General features: G+C 44.3%; 30 protein-coding genes. 2 read left to right on the top strand and 28 right to left on the bottom strand.

Going from position 1 to position 25,307, the window contains the following annotated elements:
• Nucleotides 1–9 precede the first annotated feature (9 nt).
• From EKN16_RS26120 to EKN16_RS26105, 4 genes are all read right to left on the bottom strand, one after another.
• Nucleotides 10–300 carry a hypothetical protein gene (locus tag EKN16_RS26120; protein ID WP_125663772.1) on the bottom strand — a complete coding sequence of 97 codons (291 nt, stop codon included), beginning with the start codon at nt 298–300 and terminating at the stop codon, nt 10–12.
• Entirely contained in the window at nt 290–538 is a 249-nt protein-coding gene (locus tag EKN16_RS26115; RefSeq protein ID WP_125663770.1) for a hypothetical protein, read from the bottom strand. Before EKN16_RS26115 ends, EKN16_RS26120 begins: the two co-directional genes overlap by 11 nt.
• Before the next feature lie 167 nt (nt 539–705).
• Nucleotides 706–1,254, bottom strand: a complete 549-nt coding sequence (gene hpf, locus EKN16_RS26110; RefSeq protein ID WP_125663768.1) for a ribosome hibernation-promoting factor, HPF/YfiA family — start codon at nt 1,252–1,254, stop codon at nt 706–708.
• Nucleotides 1,255–1,497: 243 nt separating this feature from the next.
• Nucleotides 1,498–1,695, bottom strand: a complete 198-nt coding sequence (locus EKN16_RS26105; RefSeq protein WP_125666700.1) for a cold shock domain-containing protein — start codon at nt 1,693–1,695, stop codon at nt 1,498–1,500.
• A gap of 227 nt (nt 1,696–1,922) precedes the next feature.
• On the opposite strand from EKN16_RS26105, the gene EKN16_RS26100 reads away from it, so the two are divergent.
• Nucleotides 1,923–3,878, top strand: a complete 1,956-nt coding sequence (locus EKN16_RS26100; RefSeq protein ID WP_125663766.1) for a glycosyltransferase — start codon at nt 1,923–1,925, stop codon at nt 3,876–3,878.
• A 106-nt stretch (nt 3,879–3,984) separates the two neighbouring features.
• Nucleotides 3,985–5,802 carry a flagellar filament capping protein FliD gene (gene fliD / locus EKN16_RS26095; protein ID WP_125663764.1) on the top strand — a complete coding sequence of 606 codons (1,818 nt, stop codon included), beginning with the start codon at nt 3,985–3,987 and terminating at the stop codon, nt 5,800–5,802.
• Nucleotides 5,803–5,858: 56 nt separating this feature from the next.
• Here fliD and EKN16_RS26090 read toward each other — a convergent pair whose 3' ends face one another.
• The 24 genes from EKN16_RS26090 to EKN16_RS25985 all read right to left on the bottom strand — a co-directional run bounded on the left by EKN16_RS26090 (nt 5,859) and on the right by EKN16_RS25985 (nt 25,291).
• Entirely contained in the window at nt 5,859–6,227 is a 369-nt protein-coding gene (locus tag EKN16_RS26090) for a hypothetical protein (protein WP_125663762.1), read from the bottom strand.
• On the bottom strand, nt 6,224–6,607 hold the full coding sequence (gene fliS, locus EKN16_RS26085; protein ID WP_125663760.1) for a flagellar export chaperone FliS: 384 nt from the start codon (nt 6,605–6,607) through the stop codon (nt 6,224–6,226). The genes EKN16_RS26090 and fliS overlap by 4 nt, the downstream gene beginning before the upstream one ends.
• A gap of 6 nt (nt 6,608–6,613) precedes the next feature.
• Nucleotides 6,614–6,997, bottom strand: a complete 384-nt coding sequence (locus EKN16_RS26080; protein ID WP_125663758.1) for a flagellar protein FlaG — start codon at nt 6,995–6,997, stop codon at nt 6,614–6,616.
• Between the two features lie 70 nt (nt 6,998–7,067).
• A complete protein-coding gene (locus EKN16_RS26075; protein WP_125663756.1) occupies nt 7,068–8,120 on the bottom strand; it encodes a glycosyltransferase family 2 protein in 1,053 nt (350 codons plus the stop codon).
• Between the two features lie 57 nt (nt 8,121–8,177).
• Entirely contained in the window at nt 8,178–8,975 is a 798-nt protein-coding gene (locus EKN16_RS26070) for a flagellin N-terminal helical domain-containing protein (protein ID WP_125663754.1), read from the bottom strand.
• Nucleotides 8,976–9,097: 122 nt separating this feature from the next.
• Complete coding sequence (locus EKN16_RS26065) at nt 9,098–11,014, bottom strand: TPR domain-containing glycosyltransferase (protein ID WP_232016031.1); 1,917 nt, start codon at nt 11,012–11,014, stop codon at nt 9,098–9,100.
• Nucleotides 11,015–11,052: 38 nt separating this feature from the next.
• A complete protein-coding gene (locus tag EKN16_RS26060) occupies nt 11,053–11,547 on the bottom strand; it encodes an acyltransferase (protein ID WP_125663749.1) in 495 nt (164 codons plus the stop codon).
• A gap of 20 nt (nt 11,548–11,567) precedes the next feature.
• Nucleotides 11,568–12,677 carry a DegT/DnrJ/EryC1/StrS family aminotransferase gene (locus EKN16_RS26055; RefSeq protein ID WP_125663748.1) on the bottom strand — a complete coding sequence of 370 codons (1,110 nt, stop codon included), beginning with the start codon at nt 12,675–12,677 and terminating at the stop codon, nt 11,568–11,570.
• Nucleotides 12,674–13,678, bottom strand: coding sequence for a Gfo/Idh/MocA family protein (locus tag EKN16_RS26050; RefSeq protein WP_125663746.1), 1,005 nt, complete (start codon nt 13,676–13,678; stop codon nt 12,674–12,676). Before EKN16_RS26050 ends, EKN16_RS26055 begins: the two co-directional genes overlap by 4 nt.
• A gap of 67 nt (nt 13,679–13,745) precedes the next feature.
• Nucleotides 13,746–13,976: a carbon storage regulator CsrA gene (gene csrA / locus EKN16_RS26045; RefSeq protein ID WP_125663744.1), complete on the bottom strand. Its 231-nt coding sequence runs from the start codon at nt 13,974–13,976 to the stop codon at nt 13,746–13,748.
• 2 nt (nt 13,977–13,978) lie between these two features.
• Nucleotides 13,979–14,401, bottom strand: a complete 423-nt coding sequence (gene fliW / locus EKN16_RS26040; protein WP_164523000.1) for a flagellar assembly protein FliW — start codon at nt 14,399–14,401, stop codon at nt 13,979–13,981.
• 57 nt (nt 14,402–14,458) lie between these two features.
• Nucleotides 14,459–15,025 carry a DUF6470 family protein gene (locus EKN16_RS26035; protein WP_125663740.1) on the bottom strand — a complete coding sequence of 189 codons (567 nt, stop codon included), beginning with the start codon at nt 15,023–15,025 and terminating at the stop codon, nt 14,459–14,461.
• A 20-nt stretch (nt 15,026–15,045) separates the two neighbouring features.
• Complete coding sequence (gene flgL, locus EKN16_RS26030; RefSeq protein WP_125663738.1) at nt 15,046–15,966, bottom strand: flagellar hook-associated protein FlgL; 921 nt, start codon at nt 15,964–15,966, stop codon at nt 15,046–15,048.
• A gap of 22 nt (nt 15,967–15,988) precedes the next feature.
• Nucleotides 15,989–17,554, bottom strand: coding sequence for a flagellar hook-associated protein FlgK (flgK, locus tag EKN16_RS26025; protein WP_125663736.1), 1,566 nt, complete (start codon nt 17,552–17,554; stop codon nt 15,989–15,991).
• A gap of 14 nt (nt 17,555–17,568) precedes the next feature.
• Nucleotides 17,569–18,066 (bottom strand): flagellar protein FlgN, encoded by a 498-nt coding sequence (locus EKN16_RS26020; RefSeq protein ID WP_125663734.1) that lies wholly within the window; start codon nt 18,064–18,066, stop codon nt 17,569–17,571.
• 31 nt (nt 18,067–18,097) lie between these two features.
• A complete protein-coding gene (flgM, locus tag EKN16_RS26015) occupies nt 18,098–18,361 on the bottom strand; it encodes a flagellar biosynthesis anti-sigma factor FlgM (RefSeq protein WP_125663732.1) in 264 nt (87 codons plus the stop codon).
• A 112-nt stretch (nt 18,362–18,473) separates the two neighbouring features.
• Nucleotides 18,474–18,896, bottom strand: a complete 423-nt coding sequence (locus tag EKN16_RS26010; protein WP_125663730.1) for a TIGR03826 family flagellar region protein — start codon at nt 18,894–18,896, stop codon at nt 18,474–18,476.
• Between the two features lie 87 nt (nt 18,897–18,983).
• Nucleotides 18,984–19,538 (bottom strand): ComF family protein, encoded by a 555-nt coding sequence (locus tag EKN16_RS32510; protein WP_164522999.1) that lies wholly within the window; start codon nt 19,536–19,538, stop codon nt 18,984–18,986.
• A 118-nt stretch (nt 19,539–19,656) separates the two neighbouring features.
• Nucleotides 19,657–19,833, bottom strand: coding sequence for a hypothetical protein (locus tag EKN16_RS33265; protein ID WP_232016029.1), 177 nt, complete (start codon nt 19,831–19,833; stop codon nt 19,657–19,659).
• Between the two features lie 33 nt (nt 19,834–19,866).
• Nucleotides 19,867–22,164 (bottom strand): ATP-dependent helicase ComFA, encoded by a 2,298-nt coding sequence (locus EKN16_RS26000; protein WP_232016027.1) that lies wholly within the window; start codon nt 22,162–22,164, stop codon nt 19,867–19,869.
• Between the two features lie 14 nt (nt 22,165–22,178).
• Entirely contained in the window at nt 22,179–22,310 is a 132-nt protein-coding gene (locus EKN16_RS33570; protein ID WP_260182438.1) for a hypothetical protein, read from the bottom strand.
• A 167-nt stretch (nt 22,311–22,477) separates the two neighbouring features.
• The gene (locus EKN16_RS25995) at nt 22,478–23,068 is read right to left on the bottom strand and encodes a hypothetical protein (protein WP_125663726.1); all 591 of its coding nucleotides are present in this window, start codon (nt 23,066–23,068) and stop codon (nt 22,478–22,480) included.
• A 327-nt stretch (nt 23,069–23,395) separates the two neighbouring features.
• Nucleotides 23,396–24,124: a response regulator gene (locus tag EKN16_RS25990; RefSeq protein WP_125663724.1), complete on the bottom strand. Its 729-nt coding sequence runs from the start codon at nt 24,122–24,124 to the stop codon at nt 23,396–23,398.
• A gap of 6 nt (nt 24,125–24,130) precedes the next feature.
• Entirely contained in the window at nt 24,131–25,291 is a 1,161-nt protein-coding gene (locus tag EKN16_RS25985; RefSeq protein WP_125663722.1) for a sensor histidine kinase, read from the bottom strand.
• Nucleotides 25,292–25,307: the final 16 nt, after the last annotated feature.

The raw sequence follows: 25,307 nt of genomic DNA, 5'->3' as shown, positions 1-25,307 counted from the left end.
CTTCCAGTTTCACGGTTTGTAGCCTTTCAGCAATCTCCGATTCGCTGTCGGTACTCGCCCCAGACGGCTTCTCCTTTTGTTCATTCCCCGGTTCTTCGCACTTCGTGGCTCACCGGCTCCTGCCTGGCACATGGCTTCACGCAATAACTCTTCTTTCCTGGTTTCGGGCTTCACACAAGTCTTCGCCTTTTGGGTCGAAGCTTGTATCGGCGAAAAAAAAAGCGCCGATTCACTTGCCTTTGCGGCCTTTCTGGCAAGCTTTTTCGCTACTATCCCTACGTCTGACTTCTCACCATTCATAGCCTTCCCCTTGACCGTCACGGTCTTGAAAAAAAAGGTTACCTCTTTCAGAGGAAACGATGAGATCTCCTTGGGTTACGACAACCGACTTTCCCCCGAATCCAGTTCCTCCTAACTTCCGAAGCCATTGGTGGTATGGGACATCCCCTTCTCTTGCAGGGTAATCCGACTTCGTCAGCCAACTTGGTATGCCGCCTGTTCCGGGTTTTGCCTTCAGACCCTCCGCACGCATCCTCACGAACTACGCACTGCCTGTCAGCTATGCACTTCCGCCACCTCGCGGTATGCTGGAGACTTTCACTCCTTAGTCGGTTGCGCTGCCAAGCGCACAAAAGACCGTCCCTTTGTCATATTTATGACTCTGGGACAGCCTCTTCTGATTTATAGTATAAGTCCTTGGAACCCTTAATCGGATTCGAGCAATCCATACCTGCCATCACTACGTTTATATACCACATTCACTTCTTTTGTATCCGAATTTGCGAACATAAAGAACGAGTGACCAACCATATTCATTTGAAGAATCGCTTCTTCAACATCCATCGGTTTCAAAAGAAAACGCTTAGTACGAACCAACTCATAATCTTCTTCCTCGTCAAGTACACGAACAGAAGGAGCAGTATCATCTTTAAATAAGGTTCTAATTCCACTTTCTTTACGTAATTTGCTGTTTATTTTTGTTTTATGTTTGCGAATTTGACGATCTAATTTATCTACCACCAGATCGATGGAAGCATACATGTCCTCACTTTTTTCCTCTGCACGGAGCATAGCGCTCGATAGTGGGATCGTTACTTCTACTGCATGCTTACCTTTCGTAACAGACATTGTTACTGTTGTTTCGGAGGTGATCGGCGCTTCAAAATACTTTTCTAGGCGGTTTAACTTCTTCTCGACATAATCGCGCATTGCGTCTGTCACTTGAATGTGTTGACCTCGAATGTTGTATTCCATGTGCATTCCTCCCTTTACATGTTCTTATTATAACACACCTTGCAGACCAATCTCAAAACTATTTTCTGCATATTTAGAATTTTTTGATAATTCTATCAATAATTTAATAGCTCCTTTCATATAAAGTTCACACATATAATTCTCTGTGAAAATAACAAAAAGCCCTGGTTACCCAGGGCTGCTGCTGTTTGCATTTGGTTAAGCGTGTACCATGTATGATGTGGCCGCTTAACAGCCAGATGATTACAGTTTATTTACGTTTGCGGCTTGTGGTCCACGCGCGCCTTCGACGATGTCGAACTCAACGGATTGACCTTCTTCGAGCGTTTTGAAGCCCTCGGATTGAATTGCGGAGAAATGAACAAATACGTCGCCGCCTTGTTCAGTTTCGATAAATCCATAACCTTTTTCAGCGTTAAACCATTTCACTTTACCTTGCATCCAGAACATTCCCTTCATCTTCAAATAGCTGCGAGATCACATTGTGTGGCCCACAAATCGAATATAACATCGACTTCACAATATTGTCAATATATTTTGTAAGCGAATACATTTCATCTATTTAACTGAATTTATAAAAGGCCCCAAATATAATCCAGTTGAGTATATAATAATAATTTCAAAATGACGATACTAGTCATAGTTACTACACACACCCAGGAGGATCTATGACTACTTTAATATCCCTTTGTATGATTGTCAAAAATGAAGAGCGCACTTTGGCACGATGTCTCGAGAGTGTACAAGGTCTGGTTGACGAAATAATAATTGTTGATACGGGATCGACAGACACTACCAAGGAGATTGCAAAAAAATACGAAGCTAAACTCTATGATTTCACGTGGGTAAATGACTTTTCCGTTGCTCGGAATGAATCCCTCCAAAAAGCAACCGGGAAATGGATTCTTATATTGGATGCCGATGAATATATGCAAAAAGAAGAACACACCCGGCTTAAAGAAAGCTTGCTGCGTGCTGACCCTTCAGTCCCTCAAGGATTTATCTTCAACGTTTTAAACATCGTAGGAGAAAGCGAAAGCAACATGTCAGGATTTCTACCTTCTCCTTCCGTGAGACTCATTTCTAATTCAAGGGATATTTATTATTCGCGACCTATACACGAGCAATTAATCACTTCAGCCGGACATTTAGCCTGCACTTCATTAGACATAACCGTCTTTCATTCCGGTTATACCGAAGATGCCAAACAAGATAAAGGAAAGTCCCAACGGAACCTGGAAATCATTGCGCAGAGCCAAACCTATATAAATCAGCCTCTGGATCCCTATAATAATTACACGCTGGGCAATGAATACTTTAATTTAGGCGATTACAAAAAAGCGGTTTCTTACTACGAGCAGGCGTATAACCAAGCCGATGCACAGGTAGCTTGGATGCCTAAATGCGTCGATTCTTTGGTCTCCAGCTATTTGTTGATGGGTGGGTTCAACCATGCCTTCAACTATATTCAAGTGGGACTTCAACGTTGGGGAACATATAGCGATCACCATGCTTACTTGGGTTTTCTATATCAAAATCTTGGCTTCAATGACCTTGCGAAAGAATCCTTTCTGATGGCGATACAGCTTGGTGAAGAAGCGAGCCATTCGGATAAACACGGGGCCATCGTCAAATCCAATCTCGCGAATGTATTCCCGTCCCAAAAACTTGTGGAAATTTACGGAGGCCAGCGCGACACTATTCAGACCGTGCATTACTTGTCCAAGGTTCTGAATCACGCCCCCCAAGATACGGCTTCTTTACATAAGCTCATTTCGATCCTTGCTCAAGCAGAGTCCGATTCTTCCATTATTGCATTTCTGGATAGAATCTACCCTATCGCCAAGCCTGGGAATTTGTTGTTGTTATTCCGTATGTCCTTGATTTCCGCCGCTGCCAGTCTCGCGCAATATTATTATCAGAAGCTAAAGGAAATCAATGTTCAGCTCGGTGAGCATGAACTGCTGCATTTTGCATTATTGAATCAAAATCAAGCTTTATTTCAGCAAACCGTTAACAAGCATCGGATAGCAACCGATCCAACGTCGCCGCCGCCCTACAAGTTTCTGCTCATCGGCACTTTATTATGGGGAGCACCTGAAGTGCCTGCAAATTCAATAGCGCCTGAAGGTAATCCTCTTTTCAGAATAGGACAATCGATACATGCCCTAATAATAGGCGCGGCACCTGCAGTGATCGTCGAAGAAGACATGTCGATATATATTGATTTTCTTATCACTTTATTTAACTTGCATGCTTTCGAAGCTTTCGATTTATTGATGAATCACCTGACGGGAATAGAAGCCTTGAATGCAATTGCTGATTATTTCTTCGCGAATAATCAACTCGAGCTCTCACTGAACTATTACTCGATTCTCCTGGAGGATCATTCCCTGTACGCCAGCGGCTATGAAAATTTGGCCAATCTGCACTTGAATCAGGGAGAAATCGAGCAAGGGCTGCTTTTCCTGGAGCAGGCCGTAGCATTGAATCCAAACAAGGCAGCTTTATACATCAGCTTCTGCAGGTACTCGGAGGATGCTGCCAAAAAAGAATTTTACAAGAAGTCATTGTTACATAAGATTCCTCATCTTAATGATCTGCCCTTTATAGCTTCCATGTAGAAAGTTTTTACAGAATTAAAAGCATTAACATTAACAAAAAGGTCCCAAGAGTTCGATAATATATAGTAGCAACAATGAGATAACGATTTTAGGGAGGTTATGGATTATGGTCATGAGAATTGCAGGTTTAGGCTCTGGCATGGATATTGACAGCATGGTAACTAAGATAATGACAGCAGAGAGAGCCCCGTTGGATAAATTAAATCAAACGGATCAGAAATTAACGTGGAAGGCCCAAGCCTATCGAGACATTAACGTTAAGATGTCAGCTTTTCGCGATTCACTATCTTCGCTGCGTTTCGGAAGCAACTGGGCAAAAACGACTTCAACCTCTTCCGATTCTTCGAAGGTAGGTGTCTCCTCAACGGGAGCTGCAACTACCGGCACGCATAAAATCATCGTCACCAAATTGGCAGCGGGTGCTTCTGCTGTCAGCGTATCCGCCGTTACGCAATCGACCTCTCTTCAAGGCACTGTAGACTTATCTGCCGGACGTGCGATTGCCGCTGCAAGCAACAATAACAAATTCAATCTTTCTCTGAACGGGACAACCAAAACGATCGCGATAGCTGACGGAAATTATGCTTCGGGTAACGGGCTTGAATCGGCTATTCAATCGGCTGTGGATCAAGCTTTCGGTGCCAATCAGGTCAAAGTGGACTTAAGCGGAGGTACGTTGAAGCTCTCTCCACTTGGAGATACGAATTTTCTGCCGCAATTGTCGGTCAGCGCTGTAAACGGAAATACCGGCTTAACCGATTTAGGTTTGACAGCCGGCCAATCGTATAAGCTGGATAATACAGCTATCCTCTCTTCGCAAGCTTCGAAGTTGGGTGGCGTTAATTTAACAGGAACTTCCTTCGATATTAATGGACAAACCTTTACGATCGGAGCAAACGATACTTTGAATTCCGTGATGGCCAGAGTCAACAATTCTGCTGCTGGCGTAAACATGTATTACGACTCCATCACAGACAAGATCAGTGTCACGAGCAAGAGCACAGGTGACACCGCTCAAATTAACTTTGGAAGCGGCGCCTTCCTGAACACGTTTAAACTGGATACTGCCGTCGTCAAGAATGGCAACAATGCGATTGCATCGATCGATGGCATTAACGGTACCTACGCATCTAATACAATAACTTCAAACGGCGTCACTTACACCTTAAATAGCCAAACGGACGCTTCCGGCGTTTCCATTAATGTCAATCAAGATACCGACTCAATTTATAACGCGATTTCAGATTTTGTCACCAAATACAATGATTTAATGACAAGTCTGAACACGAAATTAAATGAGCCTATCTATCGTTCCTTCCAGCCGCTTACGGATGATCAAAAAAAAGCGATGAGCGATACCGATATTAAAAACTGGGAAGATAAGGCAAAGAGCGGTACTTTGTACCGAGATAGCAATCTCCAACAGTTGCGCGATAATATGCGGCAGATCGCTTATAGCTCAATTGGCACTTTACCATCAAACACGAATGCACTCTTCCAAGTCGGAATCACCGGACAAAGCTACACCCTCGGGGATTCTACAAATGCCGGCAAACTTCAAATTGACTCAAGCAAGCTTAAAGCTGCAATTGCCAGTGACCCGCAGGGTGTCATTAATTTATTCACGAATCAATCCTTAACCAACAAGACATCTGAACAAGGTGTCTTCCAACAGTTATATACTTCTTCGAGCACTACAATCACGAATATCATTAAAACAGCCGGCTCCGGATCTGATGCATACGATAAAATATCAAATACGCTCGGCCATCAAATTAGCGATATTAATATTAAGATTCTTACACTGCAAAACAAACTGAGTACAAAAGAAGATAATTATTACAAAATGTTTTCTAAAATGGATAATGCCATTTCCAACAGTAATGCTCAAGTTGGGTGGCTCCAAGGTATGATGCCTAAATAAAGTAGACAAATGACCCGCTCTCTCAGAGAGCGGGTCATTCTTTATGACTGCAACTACTATTGATGCTCATCCAAGAAGAAACCTTCTGCATAAGTGTACCCGGCTTGATATTTGTTTCTAGCAATTTCAGCCGTTTTGAATTTGTGGATATGACCATTCAACACATCACTATAGTCAGATAGTTTAATCGTTATCTGTTGTTCAAGTGAGTAACATTGAACGATTAAATCTTTCACAGCTCCCATATCTACGTCTGAATTACTTTTAGCGATATCGTCAATTCGCTGCCTCGTGACAAGTTGAACCGACTGCAGTTCTTCCAGCTTGGCAGACGCAGCATCTTCCTCAAAATTAAGCTGTAAAATCTCTATTGCCATTGACTCCAATAATAAAAACAACTCTCTTATCGATTCTGTTGTGTTCATTGGGTATTCTGGCTCTTCACTTGCTTTAAGGCCTGAATCCAAGTGTCTCGGAGCTCCACCATTAGATTCATACTCACCTGAAGGCTTTCTTTATCCATCCGCATATTCGCCTCAGTTAATTTCTCTTTCATAAATACATATAAGCTAAACAAGTTTTGGGAAATTTCATACTTCATATTTAACGTAATTTGAAGCTCGTCAATAATATCCAGCGCTCGTTTAATATTATTGTTACGAGCCTCAATGTTTTTGTTCTCAATATTCTCCATCGCCTGCCTCATGAATTTAAGACTGCCATTGTAAAGCATCAAGGTAAGCTCACCTGGATGGGCCGTGTTGACTTGCGTATTGATATACATATTCTGCGCCCGAGCATTCATCGGCTTCTACCTCTTTTCATCGACAATTGTGCCGTTAATCTCCTGGAGCTTATCTAGCAAATTCAATATTTTCTCAGGTGGATACTCATGGATAATCTCTTTTGTTTCTGTATTCACAACTTTTATGATGATATCCCCATACGGCTTATGAACACTGTATTCAACATGGCTTAAATCGCCTGTTCTTGCCTTGTTTGCCCGATCAACGGCTTTTAATACGGCTTGCTCCGAAATGGAAAGCTCATAATCAGGCTTCTGCTTCGTATCTATGTAGGAATGATTAGAGCTTGCATTCACAGCTGCTGAACCCAGATTTGCTTCGTTTGAACTCTCAGATGAACTCTTAACTACACCCGTGTAATTGTTTTGATTAAGGTTGCTGACATCCATCCCCTACACCATCCTTAAAAAAGGTTCTCTATATAATATCGTATATGTGCACACTTTTTTTTAGATGCAATCAAGATAATTTAAATATTCTTTTTTTCGCCGGCAAATAGTCAGCCTCTGCAGCGGCTTTATAATATTGAATTGCTCTATCTATACTGCCGGTTATTTCATAATAAACAGCCAGGTTATACTTTGCTTTATAGGAACCGACGCCTTCTACTGACGAGAATTTCTTCGTTTCACCTATTTCTAATGCTCGTAGAAAATGAATTTCAATATCGGCCATTTTGCCTGTTTCCATCGCTAACAGTCCCAACAAGAATGGAAGATCCGGGAATTGCGGGTAATCCGGCTGAACAGAAACGAGCAGCTCTTCGGCGATTGGACTTTGTCCGATCTCCTTTAATACATAACCCAACATCACGAGCATAACGGGGTAATAAAGGTGTCCCCTTTCATTCAATTCAAGGCAGCGTTCGAAGGCTTCCAATGCCAGGTTCATCTGTCCAATCGAATAATGCAGCTTGCCTAACTGATACAACATATAGCCGTCGTTAGGATTTGCCTCTAGATGTTTATGATAGAGCTCCAGATATCGATTCGCTTTCTTGCCGTCACTATACTGTTCTTCCTCGTAACCGTAATGGTGCATAGTCAAGTCTGACAAAACAAATTCAGAAAGTTGGCCGTTATAATGGACCATCTCATGCACTTTTCCGTGATAGGCAAAAGCTGGATTGTTCGGAAATAAACGCAAGCTTGTATGTCGATGGATTTCTCCCTTAATTTCATTGGCAATGTTGAAAGCAACTGCTTGATTCGGATAAGCAGCAAGAAACCGCTCTATGTGCTCATCTATACCGCTCGGTAGAGCCTCGTCCGCGTCCATAATTAAAACATATTTGCCTGTCGCAAGAGAAATGCTGTAATTCCGCGCAGCTGCAAAGTCATTGACCCATTCGAAATAGCCGATGGCTGCCCCTAACTTCTTCGCTATTTCTACGGTATTGTCTGTTGATCCTGTGTCGACGACAACCTTTTCGAACGATCCCGGTATACTGGATAAGGCGCGTTCCAGATTACCCTCTTCATTTCGAACAATCATACATACGCTTACGAGCATATTGACCTCCCATAAAAAAAAGCCCATTGAATATCAATGGGCTTTTTCCAGTTATCATTAACGAAGCAATTGAAGCACGCCTTGAGGAGCTTGGTTTGCTTGAGCCAACATAGCTGTAGCAGCTTGTTGCAGGATGTTGAATTTGCTATACGTCATCATTTCGCTAGCCATGTCTGTATCACGGATACGGGATTCAGCAGCTTGCAGGTTTTCAGTCGTGGAAGCCGTGTTGTTATATCTGTGCTCAAGTTGGTTTTGAACAGCACCCAGCTCGGAACGTCCAGTGTTAACTGTTTCAATTGCAGTATCAACTTTAGCCATTTCTGCACCAGTGCTATCCAACGTACCGAAACTCAGACCGGAGATATCAGCTTTAGTCAAGTCGATAGAAACTTGGTCACCAATATTATCACCAGTTTGGATCGTGATAGCAGCTGTAGCTTTAAGCAAAGTAATACCGTTGAATTTCGTGTTAGCAGTAATGTCATTCGTGATCGAACTTGCCAATTTTTGATACTCATTGTTCATAGCCGTGATGTCAGTGGAGTTGTAAGTACCGTTTCCTGCTTGCGTAGCAAGTTCTTTCATACGAGTTAGCATATCGGAAACTTCGTTCATTGCGCCCTCAGCTGTTTGAACGAGGGAAATACCGTCTTGCGTATTGCGTTGTGCTTGGCTCAAAGATTTGATTTGAGCGCGCATTTTCTCGGAAATCGATAGACCCGCTGCATCGTCAGCTGCACGGTTGATACGGTATCCGGAAGACAATTTCTCACTGGATTTACCTTGTTGCGTGTTGTTGAAAGCAAGGTTGCGGTGTGCGTTCATTGCGTTAAGATTGTGGTTGATAATCATGAATAATTTCCTCCCTGAATGTTGTTTTTCCACTTCCATGTGGATCAGGCTGTTAGCCTTATAATATATATCGGGACAAGACTTTCATTAGTTTAGATCAAATCGAAATTTTTTTGATAGATTTAGGCATTTAAATTCTTAATAAAAGGAAGTTGGTTATATCCCGCATGTAAATCCGCAAACTTATCTTGATATGCTGAGATTAATTCAGTATCGGACAAAAGAGAAATCAAGTAAGGTATTCTGTCAATTGCTGGATCCATATCAATGGATTTCTGCATAAACATGAGTCCTTCTTCTTCTTCATTCTGGCTCAAATACAGGTTGGCTACATTCATGTACCCTGCTGCAGAAAGTGCTTCTTGATTAATAAGGGCCGAATAGTATTGAATCGCGATTTCAAGCAGGTTTTCTTCGTAGAAAAAATCTGCTACTTTGTTAAGTAACGCTTCGTTTTCCACGAGATTCATCAACTGATCGAATTCTTCAAAGTAACCCAGTTTGAACAAATCAACAATAAGAGCATATAGCTGATCCTGATGATTGCCGGCATATTGTTCAACCTGATTTTGCTCTAAAATACAGATCACGTATTGGCCGATATCATAATACGGTTGGCTCGAATCTTTCACATATTGATAAATCCAGCTCGGATTTTTAGAAGCAAGCGCTGCAATAAGCGCATTGGAATACATGCTATCAGAATTCGAAGGGAGTTTTTCCAACCATTCACTCGCGATCTTCTCGTTCCTTGTTAAGAGTGCATAGCGCACCATATCGTTTGCCTCCATTGACAAGTTCAATGCCTTGCAATTGTCAAGGTACTTGGAGGCTAATAATTCGTGACCTAATTCTAAAAAAACTTTGAACACAATATAACAATTAAACGGTTGATTTTGCGGGTAAATCTGCTCCAAGAGCCTTGAAATTTCATCCGGCGGCTCTGATTGCAGCAACAATCTGGTTAAACGGTATAAATGAATGAAGCTTTTGGAGTTTTCTTGCAAAACCTTCGTTAAGAAAAATACGGTTTTGCCGATGTCTTTGCGCATATATGCAATTTCTGCCAAAGAAATAAACGGGAAGAGTCGGCACGTATCGGTATCGATTAACCAGAACTGCTTATTTTGTTTACCATTTTCTTCAGCAATTGCTAAGCAGGTTTCAAAAGCCTTCACCGCCTGCTCATACATACCAAATTCGTTAAGCACTGCTCCCTTGAGATAATGGAAGTCCGTATATTGCCCCCATAATTGAAGACCCTTTTCTATATAGGCATAAGCCTCATTGTAGCGCTTTAAAATCTTAAAGATGATTATTAATCGGTAACAGCAATGCGAATACCAGGGATCAGTAATTTTGGAACGTTTAATACACTTACTATAGTAGTATACCGATTCTTTGAGCTTCCTTGCAGCTGCCAGCTCATTAGCTATCGTGAAATCTTCATAGGGCCCAGACTTCTTGCCGGTTTTTTTCAATTCATTGAAAATTTCCATATTACGATCCGATTTCTTCTTCTCTTCCGCAATTTGTGTGACATATCCGGAGTGGAAAACCGTAAAGGAAACCTTGAACTGCGCCATAATATCCTGGCAGATAACCTGTTCATGGATTTTATTTTCATAGTGGATGCCATGTCCATTAGTAAAAATCCTTGTGCCGCTTGATTGATAGAAACCCGTTGTACTCGTTAAGGAATTCCCCGTTAAATTCATGACATCCACCACGATGCCGACAGGTTTGTCCGTTTCCGTAAGATTAAGCATATTCCTTAACGAATCAACTTCATCTTGCTTTACGTACTCGTCCGCATCCAGAATAAGAATCCATTTGCCGGTAGCTTTATTGATGCCTTCGTTTCTTGCGGCCGAGAAATCGTTAATCCACTGAAAATCAAAGACTTGCTCCGTGTACTTGAGGGCAATTTCTTTGGTACCGTCCGTTGAGCCGGTATCTATAATAATGATTTCATCCGCCAACTCTTGAACGCTGCTCAAACATTGCTCTAAAACCTTTTCTTCATTTTTAACGATCATACAAAGAGAAATGAGGGGCTGCATGACAAATCCTCCTATTATCGAACGATGACGCGGTTTCCTTCTTTGTCTACATAGCCTTTCAAAACAGCTGGATTCCCCATAACAAGCCCACAAGGCGGGACATCTTTCGTGACGACAGCGCCTGCTGCGATCATTGCATATTCCCCGATTTCGATACCGCAAACAATCGTCGCGTTAGCGCCAATGGAAGCGCCTTGCTTCACATAGGTAGGCGTAACCTTCCAATCGCTGTTAAAGGCTCTTGGTACTTTGTCATTTGTAAAGCACATGTGGGGGCCTAAAAACACGTCGTCCTCTACATAAACGCCTTGAAAGATCGAAACGCCATTTTGAATTTTCACACCTGAACCAATTGAAACACCTTTATCGATATACGTGTCTTTTCCTAAAACACAATTTTCCCCAATGATAGCATCTTCTCGGATTTGCGCGTAGTTCCATACTTTAGTTCCTTGTCCAATCCGCGATGACGGATGAATTTCAGCAGTGGGGTGTATATAAGTCTCCATGACATGACATCCTTCGATAATTAAGATTCTGGATCAAAATCATTAATCGCGGCAACAATTTGTTCGAGCTGGTATTCTTCCAAATGGGGATGAACCGGAAGAGCCAGCACTTCTTTGGAGACTTTTTCCGTAACCGGCAATGATGGCAGCTCCGCCGTTTGAGTTAAGCCTTCAAAATAATCGATGACATTCTTTTGAAGATGAATAGGAATCGGATAGTAGACGCCATAACCGATTCCACGGCTGGACAAATGTTTCATCAATGCTTCCCGATGTTCGGTTTTTACCGTAAATTGATGAAAAACATGCTCGGCGTTCGCAGCGAATACCGGCATCCGAATAAATTCATTGTTCATGTTATCCAAGAAATACCGCGCATTTTGTTTACGTCTTTGATTGTATTGATCAATTTTGGAAAGCTGTGTAATGCCAATCGCCGCGGCCATATTGGTCATCCGGTAATTGAATCCCGTCACTTCATGCACATATCGTTCCGTCGAGCCATGATTAATGTACGTGTGGCACAGACGAATATAGTCCAATTCGCTGGACACGATCATCCCGCCTTCGCCCGTGGTCATGTTCTTAGTCGGGTAGAAGCTGAACGTTCCCGCTAAACCAAACGAACCAACCGGCTGATCGTTATAAAGAGCACCATGGGCCTGAGCACAGTCCTCGATGACAATCAAACCATGCAGGTTTGCAATGGCCATAATCGCTCCCATATCGCAAGCAAGGCCAAACAAATGCGGGATCAGCAAATATTTGGCTGAAGGCCACTTGCTGATGCTCTCTCTTAACCTCTCAGGACTTATATTGAAGGTATCTCCATCAATATCTACGAAGCAAGGTATAGCTCCACAGTACAAAATAGCATTCGTTGTGGCAATAAACGAAAATGGCGTCGTTAAAACCAAATCATTCCGCTTCACGCCGGCAGCCAGAAGAGCGACATGAAGTGCCGTTGTTCCATTGCTAACGGCCGATGCACAGTCATAACCGAAATGAGCCGCGAATTGATCCTCGAACCGCTGGACAACCTCGCCTTGGGCAAGCTGTCCCGTCCTCATCACTTCTACAACAGCCTGGATTTCATCTTCTTCTATGCGCGGATTCGCAATTGAAATCATATCGTCTGTGCCTCCAAAGCATTGAAGTACCTGCTTGTTTGTACCATCTTTCGTTTCAACTGTTCAATTAGCGCCAGCACTTTAATACCTTCCACAGCACTGACAAGGGGAGGGCGACCATTAAGAATCGAATCTATGAAATCGTTAATTTCCATTTGCAGCGGCTCGTAATGAGGAACCAGAACCTTCTCCACAAGCTGATCCTGTCTGTATTTGATTTCGGTTTTATTGCTTAAGAGCTCCATTTCGACCGAAGTCTTTCTCATGATCTGAAGCTTTCGTTCCAGTAAATCCGCTTCGACCAGAGATTCGTTGAATATAATTCTCCATTGTCTAATTTTCTGCTGCGTTATTCTGCTTGTTGTTATGTTAATAAGCGTACCGCCGGTCGTAACAAGCTGCACATTCACCAAATCGCTTGCATTCGAACGCACCTGGATGCCATAACCGGACTTCACGTCGATTGGATCATCTAATAGATAGCACAGTAGATCGATATCATGGATCATTAAATCGGAAATAACGTCCGTATCAAAGATACGAGAATCATAGGGACTTTCTCTATGAATATCGATAAACAAAGGACGGTTTCCCTGTAGTACATGCTGCAGCTCGCCTATGACCGGATTAAATCTCTCGATATGACCAATTGCCAGAACGACTTTATTCTTCTCAGCCAACTCCAGCAGTTCTTCGGCTTCTTGCATGTTTGATGTCATAGGCTTCTCGAGCAATACATGCTTGCCCCGTAATAAGCATTCCTTAGCTATTTGAAAATGAGTGGACGTAGGCGTCACGATACTTACCGCGTCAACTTGATCGATAATAGCGTTGTAGTCGGAGAATACATCTACCGGGAAGTTATTCTGGATGTCAGAAAGCTTCTTTGCATCCCGGTCAACAACACCAACGAATTGAACCTTGGGATGATAATAATAGTTTCGGATATGGTGAATGCCCATATTTCCAGCTCCGATGACACCGACGGCTAGTTGTTTCATGATAGTCCCCCATTCTATTAGGCTATGTTAACTAGTATCGGAAATTACAGAAGAAAAGTGTATCTTACTATTTTTCCATATTTGACCATTTTTTCAATTCCTCCAGATTCATGCTCGTTCGCAGCGCCTGTCTATTGCTTTCCTGTACGGCGTCGTAAACCTCCTTCCTCAAAATGTTCACTTCGATCGGCGCATTAATCCCCACCTTCACCTGGTCACCATCGATGGAGGAAATGACAATTTCAATGTTGTTGTTAATGATAATGGACTGCCCTTTTTTTCGACTCAAAATTAGCATGTCTAAGCACCGTTCTCCTTTCGTGCTGCAATAAAGAGTGGTTCCTTGGTTCCGTATTTACTCTTCGGAGGAAGAACGATTTGTTTGCCTCGGCCGTTGCTGATGTTCAAGATGATCGGGGCAAGCAAGTTCATCGTTGATTCCGAAAAGGTCTTCCCGGTTGTCACAATGGACAGCACCACGACATCTTCATGCGATTGAATGTCAAGCTGCTTGTTATCCTTCTCCTCAATTTCGAGCCAATATTCCGGATAGAACGTAAACGGAGAAACAACAAGAAAACCGATGTCTCCCTGTTCCATGCTTTGCAGATGAGCAAAATGCCTATTTTCTTCTACGACTGATATCGAAAACGCATTGCAATTCTCGAACCCGAGAATGCTCCCTTTTAATTGAATGACCTGGCCCTGCAAGAAATCGAGCAAAGAAATACCTCCTCTAACAGATAATGCTATAGCTTGCGCTATAGCATTTCAAATTATTTATTTGTACCAGTCATATTGACTCACCTGGATATCAATAGCGTTCTTTTGCTTTACATACACATCCACAGAACCTGGATTATACTGCACCTCAGGTTTATTAGGTGAGTATTGGATCTCGGCTTTTTGCGGTTCAATATTAATAATTGGTGAATGGGACTGGTAATGCACCTTCACATTAAAATAGGAGGGTTCTCCCGCGTATTCAATTGGATTCTTACGTTGATAAACATCTTGCGCAAGATCAGCAAACGCATTCTGATGATTGGTTATTTGAGCCATTCTATTGCCATCTTCCACCATCTTCGCGATGGCCTGAAGGGCTACACTTTTACTTTGGCTATATATAGAATTCAGCCATTCCAAATGAGGACCTTTACCTAATGCTGCCCAAGCCTCAGAGGAGTCAATCTCCAGCTCACCTGCAGGTGATTCCATTTCAACTTTAGCTGGGGGTTGTTGAATAGACAAATCTCCAGCTCGCGAATGAATGTCTTGGCCAGCTAATTGTGTCTGTATGCCAATCTGAGCATTTGTTTGATGGATCGATAATCGTAAAAATTCCAAAGGTATCCCCCCACTTCGGATTATCTTAAGTAATCCAATAAGCTAGGCTGTATTATTTTGGCTCCGACAGATAGGGAAGCTTGATAAACATTTTCATCTTCTTTTAATTTCGTTATCGTCTCTGCCATATCGGCATCCTCGGTCTTTGAATCTAACTCCGTAATATTTTGGGTCAAATCTTTCAATCGACTATCCATCAAATCAATGCGATTGGATCTTGCCCCTACCTCGGCACGAACATCCAATACTTTATCTAATCTACTGCTTAATTGTCCCATCAATATTTTAGCTTGTGCTTGATTTCCTGTAGCAAATGCGTTCTGTAAACCGCTTAATACAGAAAAAAGATTATCAGGAGTTGTGGCCGCTGCTGGTGGTGCAGGATTAGCTGCGCCGAATACTTCATCTCCAGTAACATTAATCGGAATGGTAATTCCCGCTGAAAATTGATATGAAATTTTTTGTGTATCCGTTTGTTCTGTAGCCGCTCCGGCCGAAGTATAAGGGTCTTTATTCGTAATTTGTCCGTTGAAGATTGATTTGCCACTTAGCTTATCATTGCCAATGGCTACAGCTTGTTCGTAAATTTGCCCCATCTCTTGTGCGATGGCATTTAATGCAGTCCGAGGATTAGTACCGTTTACACCTTGAGTAGTCAGCTCGGTAGCACGTTGAAGAATATCAGACAATTGAGATAACACAGTATCGGTATGGTCAACAAATGATTTCGCGGAGTCTATATTCTTCTGGTATTGTTCGTTTATTGAAAGCTCACTGCGATAACGCAGCGCATATGTGATACCAACTGGGTCATCGGAAGGGCGATTTATTTTCTTTCCGGTTGAAAGAATATTTTGATTCGTATCCATACGACTTAGGTTATTATTTACGTTTCTAAGCATCTGAGAATGCATCATACTTGGAGTTATCCTTAAAGCCAATATAATCTCCTCCTAACTTAAATTAGCGTCCTACCGAACCTGTCCCGTTAATAAGCTTGTCCAAAATTTGATCATACGTCGTCATAAATCGAGAAGCCGCACCATATGCGTGCTGAAATTTAATCAAATTCGACATTTCTTCATCCAACGATACTCCACTTACAGATTGACGTTGAGAATCCACTTGGTCCACAAGTGTTTGCTGATTATTAACTTGTCGGTTAGCTTCTTGCCCTTGGACACCCAATTGCCCTACAACTGATCTGAAATAATCATCAATACTTCCGTTTGTTACACCATTGCCTGTTGCATTAAACTGAAAAGAAGTATCTTTTAAATTCGCAAGTAATACAGCTAGCGTATTATTTCCTTTGACAGCTACTTCACTTACTCCTGTTCCGGTTGTTCTTAGCGATGTCGCTATTAAACTGGAGTCAGCAGCTATCTTGGGATTCAATTGAATATTTCCAGCGGTTATATTCCCTGATATAGCTGTAAAGAAATCTTCACCTGTTTTTGCAGGAGTGTCAAAGGTATATCCTAATTTATGAAGTCCATTAAGTCCTTTAACCGTTACACTGATGTCCGATGTTAATGTTCTGTTCGCACCCGTATAAGTAATATTGTTCAATGTGGTACCATCTGGGATCACCGATCCTGCCGGAATGGTAACTGTTATATCTCCGTTCGCAATCGTATTGGCTAACACGTCCAGTTGATTCTGGTAGTCAGTCACATATTTCTCTCTTGAGACTAGCAGCCCGAATACCTCACCATTATTTAAATCTCCGGTCCCGTCTCCAGCACCATACGCAGAGGTGAGCGCATCTACTGAGGTTGCCGTAGCCTCTCCTCCTGTTACCAGGTTTAATCCACCAATGGAGATATTATACCCTTGAGGCGTGTTCGCTACGGATATATTAACTATTTTGGATAAATTATCTGTTAACAGATCCCGTTGGTCTCTTAGATCGTTAGCATTGTCTCCCAATCCTTCAACCCGCTGAATTTCTCGATTTAAATTTGCAATGGTTGTAGTTGTGGAGTTAATAACATTTACCTTTACTTGGATATTGTTTGTTAGATCAGAATTCAAATCGCTCAGCTGTTTGCTGGTCTGATTCAAAGCATCTGTCAAAGCAATAGCATTCTCACGTACAATTTTTCGTCCCGTTACATTCTCTGGATCTTTACTTAAATCAGACCATGATTTCCAAAAGTTATCCAGCACAGTGCGCAAACCAGAATCTGAAGGCTCGTTAATAATACTTTGGAGCTTGTTCAGCGTATTCCCTTGTATTTCCCAGCTTCCAAGTGATTTGTTTTCATTCCGATATTGATCATCTAGGAAAGTCTCACGAATACGAGTAATGGAAGCAAACTCTACTCCCGTTCCCAACTGCCCAGGCATGTTGGACCTGTTTAGACCTGGGTATTCCATTGGTTTCGAAGCAGTCATATTAACAACTTGCCTAGAATACCCAGCTGTATTTGCGTTAGAGATATTATGTCCGGTCGTGTTTAATGCAGCAGTTTGAGTAAACAAACTCCTCTTAGCTGTTTCTATTCCATGGAAAGTAGAACTCATTTGGCGTTGCCTCCCTATCCTCTTGTATCAAATAATCCATTACGCGCATTGCCATAACCTGGACTGAGCGGGTGCTGATAGGTCATATCTTCATTAGGGTCTTCGACCATTAAATCGATGGAATAATCGATAAATTTCAATGATTGTTCGATTAACTGCTGGTTCAACTCGTTAACGTTCTGTAACTCTCCCAATAATTCCGTCAGCTCACTATGAAGCTCCGTCAGCTTCTGCTTATCTTGTGCAGAGGCTACTATCCGAATCATCTCGATTAATCTACCGCCCCTGTAGCGAAGCAACCCGAGACTGGAGAAGAACTGCCCAGACAGCTGCATTCTTAACTGCTCAAGCTCCTCCACCTGTTTTAGAAGTTTCTTTTCTTTCTGCATAATGGCATTAAGCTGTTCCACTTCATTCTTCACAAGTAGGGGCGTCTTTTGCTTAGCTAGTACTAATAATTGGCTATACAAGAGGGCCTGCTTCCCCAGCGTTTCAACGATTGCTTCCACCATTATGAGGTTTCACCTATTCTTGTCCAAGATTTTACTTAATAAAAGGAAGCAATTTCTCCGCGATTTTGCCCGCTTCCACATGGTAGGTACCTGAGCTAACCGATTGTTTCAAAGAATCTATTAGCTTGGTTCGATCTGTGCTGTTCTCACGACTGGACGAGAGCATCTCTTGCGCTTCCGCTGAGATCTGAACCTCATCCTTTTTCCGCTTGCGACTCGCACTCTCTGCCTGCTTATCATTTTGTTTCTGATAAGGATTCACTGCGCCGATGCGCTGCGTTTCATTAATTTTCATCTTAATCCCTCCAACGTCCACCGCCATATAAAAAAGCCGATAACTCTATAAGAGTATTATCGGCACTTTTATTTAAAAATGTATAGAAATCGTAATACACCCCAAAAAACGCCTAATTACGTTCGCGGCGATCCATAATTCGGTAAGCCGCCGTAGCTGAGGGCGGTACCTTTTCTGTTTCTTTAGCTTTGTCGCTCTTGGCATTATTCGACTTATTCACATCTTGTATGAGCTTAGATCTACAGCCAATACACATGTTATTCTCACGGATTAGTGTTCCACAAACTTCACACGGATACATTAAGTTGGGTACACCAATGAGCGAAATACGTCCTTCGCGAATAAATTTGGTGATTTGTTTAATGGATACATTCGTTTCTTCAGACAGAAAAGTAATATCGGCGCCTTTATTCTTTCGCAAAAAATCAGAACAAAGCTGATATTCCGTATCGATTGATTTCATACAAGCAGGACAGACATCACGGAAATTCTTCGCATAGAGCTTGCCGCAGCGTGGACAGTTATCCAAATTCATAGGTCTAGTGCTCCCTTCCAGGTAGCAGATTGGTTTCTCCATATTAACTCATAAATAGACAAAATTCACTCTTTTTTTCGTTCGTATTTAAGAGCGTGCTAGCGTAAGGACAAAAATATCCGTTTGTACCTCTAGGCAGAGAGCTTGGAGAGATTCGGAGATTGCTGCTGCACATGCGTTCACGGTGCTTCCGGTCGTATAGATATCATCGATGATCAGAAGATGAAGGATTGGTGGAGCAAGTGAACTTGAACGAGAATTAGAAGACTGATGAGAGACTGCGCGTTTATCTATTGCACTTAACATAGACAGAATCGATTGATCGTCCACTGTGAATAGTTTCTGAGTATCACGAAGTCTAGCACCTCGGGTTTTGAAGCTTTGCTTGTCGCTGTGAAGTGTTCGGCGCAAGACCTCATGGACTTGGGTCTCGGTTCGCCCGGACAAATAAGCAGCCATTCGTTCCGCTTGGTTAAAGCCCCGCTCCAGCAGGCGCTCCTCACTAACAGGTACGGGGATGAAAGCATCCATCTGAAAGGATGAATTTCGCTTGCGCAAGTCCTGAAGAAGTCTCTGGTAGGCTGCCAACAGGATCTCAGATAGCAGGGGCTCGAGTGCTTCATGACCGCGGTATTTGTACAAAGCTAGCCATTCACGGATTAGCGAGTCATATCGAACCGCACTCCGATTGAGTAGGAATGAAGTGTCCTGTCTCCGTATACAATCGGAACAACTCTCAGGACGACCACAAATGGAACATTTAATATGTGTAATCCATGGTATAGCTCGGCTGCAGCTCGAACATAGCGACAAGAAGTTTGTTCTCGATGCTTGATATTCTGATTTGCCGCAGACTAAACAAACGGCAGCAGAGGGTGATAATAGGGCGCTCATACTGCTTATTGCCCGTGGCAACGTTCGTTGAAGCTTGCTCCAAAAGGCTGTCATCTTTTACCGGCCTTCCCTTCGATTATAGGAGATATCCGCACTTACGAGCGATTCGATTCATTCCGCGAATTTGTCTGATCGCAGATTGCTGTGCGCGATTTCGAGCTGAGGCAAAGAAGTAGACGACTCCTGCAGGGTCATCCATGGAACGCCCAGCACGACCAGCCATCTGGACCAATGATGCGTCATCGAAAAGCTTGCCGTCTGCATCCAAGATGAAGACATCACTCTTAGCTATGGTTACGCCACGTTCAAGAATTGTAGTTGTAACGAGTAGCCGAATACTTCGATCACGAAAACGGAGAACTTTATCGCTGCGTTCATCGTCCTTGGAGGATGTGCCCTCAATAACAATCGCCGGAAAAACGATTCTTAGTCGACGAACGAGAGGCTCGACATCCCGGATTTGCTGAACAAAAACAAATAGTTGGGCACCGCGGCTAATGGATCTTTGCAAGGCAGATATAAGCGTGCGCGGCAAATTGCGCTTATGCAGCATCTGACGGACCGGCGGGATTGTAACTTGATTCGGGACTGGGAGCGGATGCCGATGAAAGCGAACTGGGACGCGTACATGGGCTAACTTGCCGCGCTGGGCCTCTTTTCTCATGGCGGTTGGAGGCGTAGCAGATAGATAGATTGTCTCTGCTTCTTGCTTGCCGACTTGGTCAGCGGCATAGTGGAGCATAGGATCATTGTGGTAGGGAAACGCGTCTAACTCGTCTATTACTACCAAATCAAACGCATGACGGAAGCGAAAAAGCTGGTGCGTTGTTGCCAGCGTGATATCACCGTACTCCCATCGCTGCTCACTGCCGCCATACAAGGTAACAACGGTCGCTTGCGGGAATGCACGACGTATCCTTGGATCTAACTCAAGTACAACGTCCCGCCGGGGCGTAGCAATTAACGCCCGGCCACCTCGTTTTATGCAGGATTCGACAAGCGGAAACATCATTTCCGTTTTGCCTGCGCCGGTTACGGCCCAGAGGAGGAAGCGGCGCTGGGTGGCGGCAGAAGGGGTGTTACGTTGGCGGCTAACAAGACGCCGCCACCATGAGGGAGGATTAGCAGCTGGACCTTCTTCTATGTAGGTAAGCGCGGCCGATGCTGCAGCCTCTTGAGCTGGGCTCAGCTTCCATGGCTCTAAACGGGCCGCGAGATTATCCGCGGCGGTTAGGCGTGATGGGGTTGGGGCGCTGATTCTTGTTGGAGCGCCCATGTTGGGTGTGCCGTGTATGAGGAGGCCGCACTCTCTGCTGCGGCCCATCGTGAGGCATGCTTCGCAGTACGCGCATGCGCGCCCACATGCGGCGCATGGCGTTCGGCGCATGCGCGCCGCCGCGCTGCCGCATCGCTGGCAGCGGAGCTGTTGGCGCGGCTTGGCGCCAAGGGCTTGCCGCCACCGCAGCAGCGGCGGCTGCGGCTGCGGGGCGATTGCGCCGCCTAGGCGCAGCTGGCCGAGCAGCGCGGCCAGCTGGAGCGCGCGGGCCGCCGCGCTCCAAGCCGGCGGCGCAGCGCCGGCCGGTGCTGCCGCGCCTACGGCCGCGAGCAGGGCGAGCGCTTCGCTGCTGAGCAGCGCTCGGCCCTGCAAAAGCGCAGCGGCGCGGCAAGCTTCCGCCGCCAGCGCCCTAGCCCCGTCCGCGGCAATTCTCGCGGACGGCTCCCGCACATGCATCGCATGTGCCTGCGGCTTCAGCTTCGCCATGAAGCCTCGCCCTGCGTCAGCCTCCACCGCTTCGCTCACCAAACGCGTCAGTCGTTCACGCGCTTCCTCCACACTCACCGGGCCGCCAGAACTCGGCCACCGCCCCGCTATATCACTCGCCATACCAAGCGGCAATGGCTCCGACCAAGCAGCAACCGCCACTTGCTCGTTTAATCGCTCTGAGTCTCGATCACCCACATCCCCATAGGCCTCCACCTGGTTCCCGGCCACCCTGCCCCGCTTCCTATCTTCACGCTGACCAACTTCATCACTATCGTGCTTCAGTCCATGCCTCCCATCCACCTGGTTCCCGGCCACCCTGCCCTGCTTCCTATCTTCACGCTGCCCAGCTTCATCACTACCGCGCTTCAGTCCATGCCTCCCAAGCACTTGATTCCCAGCCACCCCACCCCGCTTCCTATCTTCACGCTGACCAGCTCCATCACAACCACCCGTCAGTCCGTGCTTCCTATGCATAAACTGCTCTAACTCCTGCTCCACTTCAGCCCTAAACACCTCATCCAGCCAATAAGCATAATCAATCTCAGGTGCAATCGACCATAATACCTTTGACTCTCTTTTCCCTGCAATGACGTACAAAGTAACCTTCAATACTCTCCCCCCAGTCACTCATCCAGAAACGCAATCATTAACAAACTCTTCAAGCACGATTTAACGACAGCCTTTGGAACCATGGGAAGCTCACCACGCTTCACACGCACCTTGTTCTGAGCTTCACCCTCATTCATCTCGAACACCGACCCTAACCATCCCCACTCGTTCCATACACACCCCTTTAGACACAAAAAAGCACACTCGCAATCTGCCTCAAGGCAGAATTACGGGTGTGCTTCACTCGTCCGTTAATGTAGTTAATACGATTATACCTCGCCCTCCTCGAAGATAGCAATCACCCTTTTTATCGTCAGAGTGGCAGCTTTGATAAATCCGCAGGATCTCTTAAATCAATAAGCACAGCGTGCTCTGAACGTGTAATAATACCTTCTGCTTGAAGCTTCCACATCATATGAGTCGGTTCAGCTGTCCCAATTTGTTTATCATGAACTGACTTCCACTTTTTACGTCCCCATCCTGTTAGGAAGCGTTGCCATTTCGAACTAACAAGGGATTCCGATGCTGCTTGATCCGATAAGTCGTCCTTACGCTCTTGCACATTACCCTGTTTTGCATCCTCCACCCTATTCATGCTTGCTTCGATCGGAGCTCCCGACTTTATGTCCACTTTCATTCCATTCCTTGCAAAAAACCGGACAATTCCCATCGTTTCATCTTCTGAACCACCGTCGACAATGGTCACCTTCACTTCTGTACCTGTAAAATAAGAAAAGCGACGCAGCGACCTCATATACCATTCCATCTGCAATTGCTCATTACCCGCTATAAGTACAAAATGCCTCTCATCGCGTTCCCGTTTTGAGGTTAACGCAGAAGCCGCGTGCACAGCTGCCGCCGCCAAGGCGTAACAACCAACAATCCACAGCAGGACTGAAATCATGGCAGCCACCTCCTTTTTGTGACATCATATGCCGCTTGAAGCCTATGGGTGCTGGTCATTAACGGACAAGTCGCAAAAATGGACATTGGTCAACAGGAGAATCACCTATCCTTCAATTGAACAGCTGCTATGAAAGTTTATCGTATCTGATTCTGAATCATTCACAAGGTGCAAAATCAGTTTCATCCTATACAGCTGCATGCAAAGTACAGCTAGTATTCTTTTCAGGGCCGCGTGTCAAAAAAAAGCCCCCGCATCAGCGGAGGCCCCTAAACTATGTAAACATTCCTTCATTCTTGATAAATCCTTAATACTCCATAAACACCCCTACAGCGTTACCCAACCGAACTTAATCGAGTTAATAACCGCTTGCGTCCGATCATCCACTTCCATCTTCTGCAAAATGCTGCTGACGTGGTTTTTGACCGTTTTTTCACTGATGAATAGAAACTCACCAATCATTTTATTACTTTTTCCTTCGGCCATCAGCCGCAGCACTTCTGCTTCGCGGCGCGTTAACGGGTTGTTCTCGCTTGGAATGAACTTCACGCCCGCTTCCCGGCCAGCAGCTGCTCCGGAGTTTGCACCAATCTCATCGAGGTACGTCATGCGACGAAGCTGGTTAATGAGCTTGCCTGTTACTTTAGGATGGATATAAGCGTAGCCGCTAACAACCGAACGAATGGCATTCGCTAAAGCTTCTGCCTCCATATCCTTCAGTAAATAGCCGGATGCACCTTTGCGTAAGGTTTCGAATACGTAGCTCTCATCGTCATGAATGGATAGAATAATAACCTTCACATCCGGGAAAATATCACGCAGACGCTCCGTAGCTACAACCCCGTTCTCGATAGGCATGTTAATGTCCATCAGTACGACCTCAGGTTGAATTTGATTACAGAACTCAAGCACCTGTATGCCGTCGTTACATTCACCGATTACTTCCAAATCATCTTCCATATTCAAGATCCGCTTAAGTCCCTCACGGAAAAGCTGATGATCGTCAGCAATTAACACTTTAATTTTGCGTTTGGGGCTCGTCGTTCTCAGGTCCATCGTTATTTACTCCTTTCGTTGCTCCGCATTGATGGGAATATGAATCGTAATTTTGGTGCCTTCATTAATCGCCGATTCGATCTCCATCCTCCCTTCCAACAGCTCCACCCTCTCGCGCATTCCAATAAGACCGAAATGCGTGCTGTGCTTGGCTCTGGATTCGATGAGATCAACATGAAAGCCGACTCCGTTATCCTTTACAACAATCTTCACCATCTGAGCCTGAAAGGTTATTTCCAGCGAGACATAAGAAGGATTCGCATGCTTAAAGGCATTACTGTATGCTTCTTGAACCATTCGATACACGCCGGCTTCCATTGCGGATGGAAGCCGAGCTTCTTTGCCAAACGTGTCGAATGTCGTCCGAATTTTGCTTTTTTCTTCAAAATCCTGGATGTACTTTCTCAGTGTCGGGATTAATCCCAGATCATCTAGCGCCATAGGCCGCAAATTAAAAATGATTTTGCGAATCTCTTCCAGGCCAGAACGCACTTGACCCTTCAAGTCTATTAATTCTTCTTGCACTAATTGAAATTCCTGCTTACTCAACATTCTTTCTGCAATTTCCGTCCTAAGAACTATATTAGCTAGTGACTGAGCAGGACCGTCATGGATCTCTCTAGCAATTCGCTTACGCTCTTCTTCCTGGGCTAAAATAATCTTTAGACCTATTTGCTGCCGATTCTTAGCAGATTCTAATATTCGCGTTACTTGGTTCAAATCACCTGATAAATATTCGAGCACCACATTAATTTGAGAAGCGATCGTCTCCGCCCGTTCAATGGATTGCTCCACATTGCGCACGCGCTTTTGCAAATCATTACGCCGAGCTTTCAAATAAACTTCCTTTTCCCGGAAAATCATTAGATCCAGCTGGAGGTGCGTGGCTTTCTCATAGGCGATTTTGATATCTTCTTCTTTATATCGGATAAAGTCACGACTCACTTCAGTTAATCGTATCCGCGCCCGTCGATAATCGAGTTCCAGCTTGTCGACCTTCTCAATAATTTCAGCTGCCTCACGCAGCACTTGAGCCAATTCCTGACCGAGCGCGAACAATTCCTTACGGGCAGATTCGCAAATCTCATAGACTTGATATTTGCTTTCTTCCATCACAAGGACAGCATTTTTGATAACGCGATCAATGTCAGTTATGCGATAATCCACGTTCGGCTCGGCCCAC

The organism is Paenibacillus baekrokdamisoli (genome assembly GCF_003945345.1).
GTDB classification, from domain to species: domain Bacteria; phylum Bacillota; class Bacilli; order Paenibacillales; family Paenibacillaceae; genus Paenibacillus_Z; species Paenibacillus_Z baekrokdamisoli.
The sequence above is the reverse complement of the archived record's forward strand: the minus strand, read 5'-3'. Positions and strand labels throughout refer to the sequence as shown.

Excerpts from the sequence above, each read along its gene's own strand:
- EKN16_RS26065 (WP_232016031.1), bottom strand. The coding sequence starts at position 11,014 with ATGATCGTTAAAAATGAAGAAAAGGTTTTAGAGCAATGTTTGAGCAGC.
- EKN16_RS26055 (WP_125663748.1), bottom strand. The coding sequence starts at position 12,677 with ATGATTTCAATTGCGAATCCGCGCATAGAAGAAGATGAAATCCAGGCT.
- EKN16_RS25990 (WP_125663724.1), bottom strand. The coding sequence starts at position 24,124 with ATGGACCTGAGAACGACGAGCCCCAAACGCAAAATTAAAGTGTTAATT.
- fliS (WP_125663760.1), bottom strand. The coding sequence starts at position 6,607 with ATGAATGCTCGGGCGCAGAATATGTATATCAATACGCAAGTCAACACG.
- csrA (WP_125663744.1), bottom strand. The coding sequence starts at position 13,976 with ATGCTAATTTTGAGTCGAAAAAAAGGGCAGTCCATTATCATTAACAAC.
- EKN16_RS26080 (WP_125663758.1), bottom strand. The coding sequence starts at position 6,997 with ATGGATGTCAGCAACCTTAATCAAAACAATTACACGGGTGTAGTTAAG.
- EKN16_RS26060 (WP_125663749.1), bottom strand. The coding sequence starts at position 11,547 with ATGGAGACTTATATACACCCCACTGCTGAAATTCATCCGTCATCGCGG.
- fliD (WP_125663764.1), top strand. The coding sequence starts at position 3,985 with ATGGTCATGAGAATTGCAGGTTTAGGCTCTGGCATGGATATTGACAGC.
- EKN16_RS26020 (WP_125663734.1), bottom strand. The coding sequence starts at position 18,066 with ATGGTGGAAGCAATCGTTGAAACGCTGGGGAAGCAGGCCCTCTTGTAT.
- EKN16_RS26010 (WP_125663730.1), bottom strand. The coding sequence starts at position 18,896 with ATGAATTTGGATAACTGTCCACGCTGCGGCAAGCTCTATGCGAAGAAT.
- hpf (WP_125663768.1), bottom strand. The coding sequence starts at position 1,254 with ATGGAATACAACATTCGAGGTCAACACATTCAAGTGACAGACGCAATG.
- EKN16_RS26120 (WP_125663772.1), bottom strand. The coding sequence starts at position 300 with ATGAATGGTGAGAAGTCAGACGTAGGGATAGTAGCGAAAAAGCTTGCC.
- EKN16_RS26070 (WP_125663754.1), bottom strand. The coding sequence starts at position 8,975 with ATGATTATCAACCACAATCTTAACGCAATGAACGCACACCGCAACCTT.
- EKN16_RS26075 (WP_125663756.1), bottom strand. The coding sequence starts at position 8,120 with ATGCTCGTAAGCGTATGTATGATTGTTCGAAATGAAGAGGGTAATCTG.
- EKN16_RS26090 (WP_125663762.1), bottom strand. The coding sequence starts at position 6,227 with ATGAACACAACAGAATCGATAAGAGAGTTGTTTTTATTATTGGAGTCA.
- EKN16_RS25995 (WP_125663726.1), bottom strand. The coding sequence starts at position 23,068 with ATGATTTCAGTCCTGCTGTGGATTGTTGGTTGTTACGCCTTGGCGGCG.
- EKN16_RS26105 (WP_125666700.1), bottom strand. The coding sequence starts at position 1,695 with ATGCAAGGTAAAGTGAAATGGTTTAACGCTGAAAAAGGTTATGGATTT.
- flgM (WP_125663732.1), bottom strand. The coding sequence starts at position 18,361 with ATGAAAATTAATGAAACGCAGCGCATCGGCGCAGTGAATCCTTATCAG.
- EKN16_RS26050 (WP_125663746.1), bottom strand. The coding sequence starts at position 13,678 with ATGAAACAACTAGCCGTCGGTGTCATCGGAGCTGGAAATATGGGCATT.
- flgK (WP_125663736.1), bottom strand. The coding sequence starts at position 17,554 with ATGAGTTCTACTTTCCATGGAATAGAAACAGCTAAGAGGAGTTTGTTT.
- EKN16_RS26100 (WP_125663766.1), top strand. The coding sequence starts at position 1,923 with ATGACTACTTTAATATCCCTTTGTATGATTGTCAAAAATGAAGAGCGC.